The 6,134-nt window shown below is 42.1% G+C and carries 7 protein-coding genes and 1 riboswitch; of the genes, 3 read left to right on the forward strand and 4 right to left on the reverse strand.

The features are described 5' to 3' along the window. Nucleotides 1-16: 16 nt before the first annotated feature. The 4 genes from QZ359_RS05405 to lctO all read right to left on the reverse strand — a co-directional run bounded on the left by QZ359_RS05405 (nucleotide 17) and on the right by lctO (nucleotide 4,156). Complete coding sequence (locus QZ359_RS05405; protein ID WP_293963923.1) at nucleotides 17-667, reverse strand: energy-coupling factor transporter transmembrane component T; 651 nt, start codon at nucleotides 665-667, stop codon at nucleotides 17-19. A 1-nt stretch (nucleotide 668) separates the two neighbouring features. Then, a complete protein-coding gene (locus QZ359_RS05410; protein ID WP_293963924.1) occupies nucleotides 669-2,054 on the reverse strand; it encodes an ABC transporter ATP-binding protein in 1,386 nt (461 codons plus the stop codon). Continuing rightward, on the reverse strand, nucleotides 2,055-2,615 hold the full coding sequence (locus QZ359_RS05415; protein WP_293963925.1) for an ECF transporter S component: 561 nt from the start codon (nucleotides 2,613-2,615) through the stop codon (nucleotides 2,055-2,057). A gap of 156 nt (nucleotides 2,616-2,771) precedes the next feature. Beyond that, nucleotides 2,772-2,860, reverse strand: a riboswitch (TPP riboswitch). A 159-nt stretch (nucleotides 2,861-3,019) separates the two neighbouring features. Beyond that, nucleotides 3,020-4,156: an L-lactate oxidase gene (gene lctO, locus QZ359_RS05420; RefSeq protein ID WP_000120723.1), complete on the reverse strand. Its 1,137-nt coding sequence runs from the start codon at nucleotides 4,154-4,156 to the stop codon at nucleotides 3,020-3,022. 215 nt (nucleotides 4,157-4,371) lie between these two features. On the opposite strand from lctO, the gene QZ359_RS05425 reads away from it, so the two are divergent. The 3 genes from QZ359_RS05425 to QZ359_RS05435 all read left to right on the forward strand — a co-directional run. Further along, nucleotides 4,372-5,052: an amino acid ABC transporter permease gene (locus tag QZ359_RS05425; protein WP_261024389.1), complete on the forward strand. Its 681-nt coding sequence runs from the start codon at nucleotides 4,372-4,374 to the stop codon at nucleotides 5,050-5,052. After that, a complete protein-coding gene (locus QZ359_RS05430) occupies nucleotides 5,012-5,689 on the forward strand; it encodes an amino acid ABC transporter permease (protein ID WP_060806256.1) in 678 nt (225 codons plus the stop codon). Before QZ359_RS05425 ends, QZ359_RS05430 begins: the two co-directional genes overlap by 41 nt. Further along, nucleotides 5,690-6,134, forward strand: a 445-nt coding sequence (locus QZ359_RS05435; RefSeq protein ID WP_293963926.1) for an ATP-binding cassette domain-containing protein, incomplete at its 3' end; no start/stop codon positions are given. It lies immediately after the preceding gene.

The raw sequence follows: 6,134 nt of genomic DNA on the forward strand, positions 1-6,134 counted from the left end.
TTCCATAATAACTCCTTTATAAAAATAGACTGGTTTGAAGCAATAAAAAGAAAAGCAGGTAGATGAATGTTGTTTTTTTAGGAATATAAAAAATCCTATAGCTATTCTTCAACTGTGCATGTTCGTCATATCCATGCGCCGACAGAGCTCTCAGGTAAAGATGGCGCCACCTAAAGACTGTCATCAGAACCTTGCTGTAAATCAAGGGAGACCAAATATGCAGTTCTTGACCACGTAATAAGCAAGCTTCCTTAAGGGACTTGATTTCTTGCTGGATAAGGGGGAAGGAATTGAATACCACAATCAAGGCATAGGCCCAAGAGCGTGATAAACCCTTTTGAGCCAAGTACAAAAGAAGCTCTTTTAGGGAAATAGAGGAAACAAAGACAAGACCAATACAAACTGTCACAAAGGCCCTCGTTCCAAGCATGACTGCCTGCGAAGCATCCCCATGTAACTGAACTGCCCAGTAGTTGGCAAAGGATGGCAAAATGGCAAGTATGATCATCCAAGCCAATACTTTAAATCGACGGTAATAGAGCATAAAGAGAATACAAAATACCACTACCGAAAGATTCAGAGTAATCGAAGGAATGAAAGATGTTTCCAAGGATAAAATCAGCAAGAAGAGACTGATAATCGGTGTCTGGGTTGCTACTTTGACCATACTATCTCACCTCCCCTTGGGTACTGCTACTCTGAGATGTGAGTGGTTTGGTAATTGTCACTGCTTTCACATGACTGAGACCCTGACTAATCATCTCAATCCAATAATCAACCACAGAGATCAAGGGATCTAAACGATGGCTAATGATCAGAAAACTTCTTCCCTGATTTCTCTCCTCCACAATCCACTGACAAAAATAATGGCAGGCTCTATCATCCAAACCAGCAAAAGGTTCATCTAGTAAAATCACAGAAGCCTTACTGGTCAAGATGGTCAAGAGCTGAAGAATCTTTTGCTGACCACCACTTAATTGATAGGGGCTCTTATCGAGTGCCTGCTCCAGATCAAAATACCGTAAAGCTTGGAAAATTCGCTGATTTCTTTCAGAATCAGGTCCATCTAATTGAAGCTCTTCTCGCAGACTGGCTCTGATAAACTGCTTCTCAGCTTCCTGAACAACACCCGTCAGGTCACGATACAAACTCTTTTTCTTTTTCAAGACCGAACTCTTCCAAGTAATTCGTCCTTTATACTTTTGAAATTGAAGAATAGACCGAAAGAGGGTTGATTTCCCGACACCATTGTCACCCAAGATACAGGAAATCCCTTGGTAGAATGTGAAATCCGCAATCGAAAAGAGGGAGCGCTTATTCAGCTCACAAGTCGTTCTATCCATATGGAACAGTTCTGGGCTAGAAGTAACTTCCTTTGAAACAGCCTGTGTCATCTCAGAGGCAGGGATTTGATTTATTTTCCTTAGTTGTCCGTCTCTTAGCTCCACCATATGGTCGATATAGGCTTCATAGTCCGTTAAATCATGGTCGCACAAAATAACTGTCCTCCCATTAGAAGCTAACTCTTTTAGAATCTCCAATATCTCTATCCTACTCTTGCGGTCAATGGAAGCGAGGGGCTCATCCAAGAGATAGACCCTAGGATTCATAGCAAAGAGAACAGCCAAAGCAGACTTTTGCTTTTCTCCACCTGATAAGTGATGGATGGGACGGTGCAAGATCTTCTCACAGCGACATTGCTGGACAACCTCTGCTATTTTAGAATCAATTTCCTGAACGGGATGCCCAATATTTTCCAAGGTAAAAATCAGCTCCTCAAACAAGTTCTCCATGGTAAATTGATGATTGGGATTTTGAAAAAGAATCCCGACAGTCTGGACACGTTCGATGATAGAAAGCTGACTGACCTCGCTCCCATCTATAAGAACCTGACCGCTATAGGGAAGAGAACTGACTTGGGCAATCATTTGAAAGAGACTAGATTTTCCTGAACCACTGCTCCCAACTAACAAGGTAAAAACTTGCTCATGAAAAGTAAAATCAATCGGTTCAGAGAAGATTGGGGACTGAATCGCTCGTAGTTCCAGCCCCATCTATGCCTTGCCCCCAGCTGCAAACTGATGATAGAGTTTGACAATGGCACGAACCAAGATGGTACAGAAGAAAAAGACGGAAATAAAACGTACTACAAACAAGGAAAGGACAAAAGGAAGGGAGAAGGCGTAGTAACCTAACTTAATGTATTCATAGACAAAGCTAACAAGCGTAATCCCAATACTATTGGAAGTTAGAGAGAGCCAACTTTCATAGCGATTCTTGGTTACGATAAAACCAAGTTCACTTCCCAAACCTTGAACCAAGCCAGACAAAAGAGCGCCTAGACCGAATTGGCTACCATAAAGGACTTCAGCAAGCGCAGCTAGCACTTCTCCAATCGTTGCGCTTCCCACTCTTGGAACAAAGATGGCCGCAATGGGCGCAGCCATACACCAGAGACCAAAGAGGATTTCATTGGCAAAGGCCTGTAAACCAAGAGGGGCTAAAATCAGAGTGAGGATATCAAACAGATAACCTGAACCCACAAAAACGCCACCAAAAAAGATAGACAAGAAAGCAAGTAAGATAACATCTTTTAACTGCCATTTTTTCAACATAAAAAACTCCTTTTTCAAAGACAAGTGGGGCATACAAGGTGAGCTACCGAAAGGCTTAACGTCCAGCCTATCCTCTTTTAATAAACAAAAAAACTCCAATTACAATCAAGAATTAGAGTTTAGCTTACAAGATTAGACCGTTCATTTCGACATACGAAAAAACGTTTCACATTTCCCTTCGACAGTACTAACTGTAGCAGGTTCAATGGGTATCATCTCAGCCTAAAGCACCCCAAATGTCTTTATTATTTAATTACTGCACCAGTATAGCAAAAAATGAAAGCCCTAGCAAGATATTTGACTGAAAAATATATCTATATGCTTTTTGATACAAATTGACCCTTATTTAAACTTCTAAAACACAAGCAAAAAACCTCCACATTATGTGGAGGCACTCTCTTTTATCAATACAATTTTAAGTCACGAGGGTCAACTGGGAAGGTTGGGTTGTATGGGTTGTGACGGAGTTTGAAGTGTTTGACATCTTCAATGGTCTGAGTTCCAGACAATTGCATGACTGTCTTCAATTCTGCATTCAAGTGTTCAAAGACTTGACGCACACCGACACTACCACCAAGAGCCAAACCATAGATAACAGGGCGACCAATAGCTACCAAGTCTGCACCTGAAGCCAAGGCTTTAAAGACATGTTGACCACGACGAATACCTGAGTCAAAGACGATTGGCACACGTTTATCAACTGCTTCTGCTACTTCTTGAAGTGAATCAAAGGCTGCTGGTCCACCGTCGATTTGGCGGCCACCATGGTTGGTTACCCAGATACCAGAAGCTCCCGCAGCAAGCGAACGTTCAACGTCCTCACGGCATTGTGGTCCCTTAACATAAACAGGAAGTCCTGAGTATTCAGCGATAAATTCTACATCTCGAGGGGATAGGCGTTGTTTAGCTGATTTGTAAACAAAGTCCATTGATTTTCCAGCACCTTCTGGCAGGTATTCTTCAACAATCGGCATGCCAACTGGGAAGACAAAACCATTACGCTTATCAACCTCACGATTGCCCCCTACAGTCGCATCTGCCGTCAAGACAATCGCTTTATAACCTTCAGCCTTCACACGGTCCATGATGTGGCGGTTAATGCCATCATCCTTACTAAAGTAAAATTGGAACCAATGAGGTGTCCCTTGAAGGGCTTCCGTAATTTCTGGAAGATCGACAGTAGAGTAAGAGCTGGTTGTATAGAGGGAACCAAACTCATGCACACCACGCGCAGTAGCCACTTCCCCCTGTTCATTTGCTAATTTATGGGCCGCAACAGGTGCCATAATGATTGGTGAAGACAATTTTTCGCCTGCAAATTCAATCTCTGTACTTGGATTTTCTACATTGCAAAGCGTATGCGGAACGATGAGTTTGTGGTTAAAGGCGCGGATATTCTCACGCAAAGTGAAAGTATCTTCCGCTCCACTAGCGATATAGCCAAATGCTGCTTTAGGAATCACTTGTTGCGCCATTGGCTCCAAATCATAAGTATTGATGAAGTCTACATGACCTTCTGCATTGCTTGTTTTGTATGACATAAAATGTCCTCCTTAATAAGTAAGCGTTTACTTTGTATATTACAAAAATATCTTAACTCTTTTTTCAAAACTTTTCAAATATTTTGTTTGGAAATTTCAGAAATTTTATTTCTATGATAAAAAATCCTTATAACGACAATAAAAAATAGATATTATCCAAAGGAGATTTTAAGTGCTACAATAACTGTATTATTTCTAGATGGGAGGTTCTATTTTTGGATTGGTCCATTGTTGAACAATATCTACCACTATATCAAAAGGCATTTCTTCTGACCTTGCATATTGCAGTTTGGGGGATTCTGGGATCCTTTCTGCTCGGCTTAATCGTTAGTATCATCCGACACTATCAAATCCCTGTTTTGGCGCAAGTAGCGACAGCCTATATTGAATTGTCACGCAATACGCCCCTTTTGATTCAACTCTTCTTTCTCTACTTCGGTCTTCCTAGAGTAGGGATTGTCCTATCTTCAGAAGTCTGTGCCACTTTAGGACTGGTCTTTTTAGGAGGCTCCTATATGGCAGAATCTTTCCGAAGTGGGCTGGAAGCCGTCAGTCAAACCCAGCAGGAGATTGGATTAGCTATCGGTCTGACACCTCTACAGGTCTTTCGCTATGTGGTTCTTCCGCAAGCAACAGCGGTGGCACTCCCCTCTTTTAGTGCCAATGTCATTTTCCTGATCAAGGAAACCTCTGTTTTCTCAGCAGTGGCTTTGGCCGATCTCATGTATGTCGCCAAGGACTTGATTGGGCTCTACTATGAGACAGACATTGCGCTAGCTATGTTGGTAGTTGCTTACCTTATCATGTTGCTACCCATCTCACTGGTCTTTAGCTGGATAGAAAGGAGGCTCCGCCATGCAGGATTCGGGAATCCAAGTACTCTTTCAGGGAAATAATCTCCTGCGGATTTTACAGGGATTGGGCGTCACGATTGGGATATCCATCCTGTCTGTTCTCTTATCCATGATGTTCGGAACAGTCATGGGAATCATCATGACCTCCCATTCTAGAATCGTACGATTTTTGACACGATTGTATTTAGAATTCATCCGTATCATGCCCCAGTTGGTGCTACTCTTCATTGTTTACTTTGGCTTGGCTCGAAACTTTAATATCAATATCTCAGGTGAGACTTCAGCTATTATCGTTTTTACCCTCTGGGGAACAGCTGAAATGGGAGACTTGGTACGTGGAGCCATCACGTCTCTCCCTAAACATCAGTTTGAAAGTGGACAGGCACTAGGCTTAACCAATGTTCAACTTTACTACCACATCATCATCCCACAGGTTTTGAGAAGACTGCTACCGCAGGCTATCAATCTTGTTACTCGGATGATCAAAACCACTTCCTTGGTTGTCTTGATTGGGGTAGTTGAAGTTACCAAGGTTGGACAACAAATCATCGACAGCAATCGCCTGACTATCCCAACTGCTTCATTTTGGATTTATGGAACCATTCTAGTCTTGTATTTCGCAGTCTGCTTCCCTATTTCCAAACTATCCACTCACTTAGAAAAACATTGGAGGAACTAAATGTCTGAAACTATCTTAGAAATCAAGGAACTAACAAAATCCTTTGGAGACAATCCTATCCTCCAAGGACTTTCTTTAGATATTAAAAAGGGGGAAGTTGTGGTTATTCTTGGGCCATCTGGTTGTGGGAAAAGTACCCTCCTTCGTTGCCTCAATGGCTTAGAAAGTATTCAAGGTGGAGATATTCTTCTGGACGGTCAGTCTATCGTTGAAAATAAAAAAGACTTTCACCTCGTTCGCCAAAAGATTGGCATGGTCTTTCAAAGCTATGAACTCTTTCCCCATCTGGATGTCCTTCAAAACCTCATCCTAGGCCCTATCAAAGCTCAAGGAAGAGACAAGAAGGAAGTAACGGAAGAAGCTTTGCAATTACTAGAACGTGTTGGTTTGCTGGATAAACAACATAGCTTTGCGCGTCAATTATCTGGTGGACAGAAGCAACGGG

It is taken from the genome of Streptococcus sp., assembly GCF_019414905.1.
GTDB lineage: Bacteria > Bacillota > Bacilli > Lactobacillales > Streptococcaceae > Streptococcus.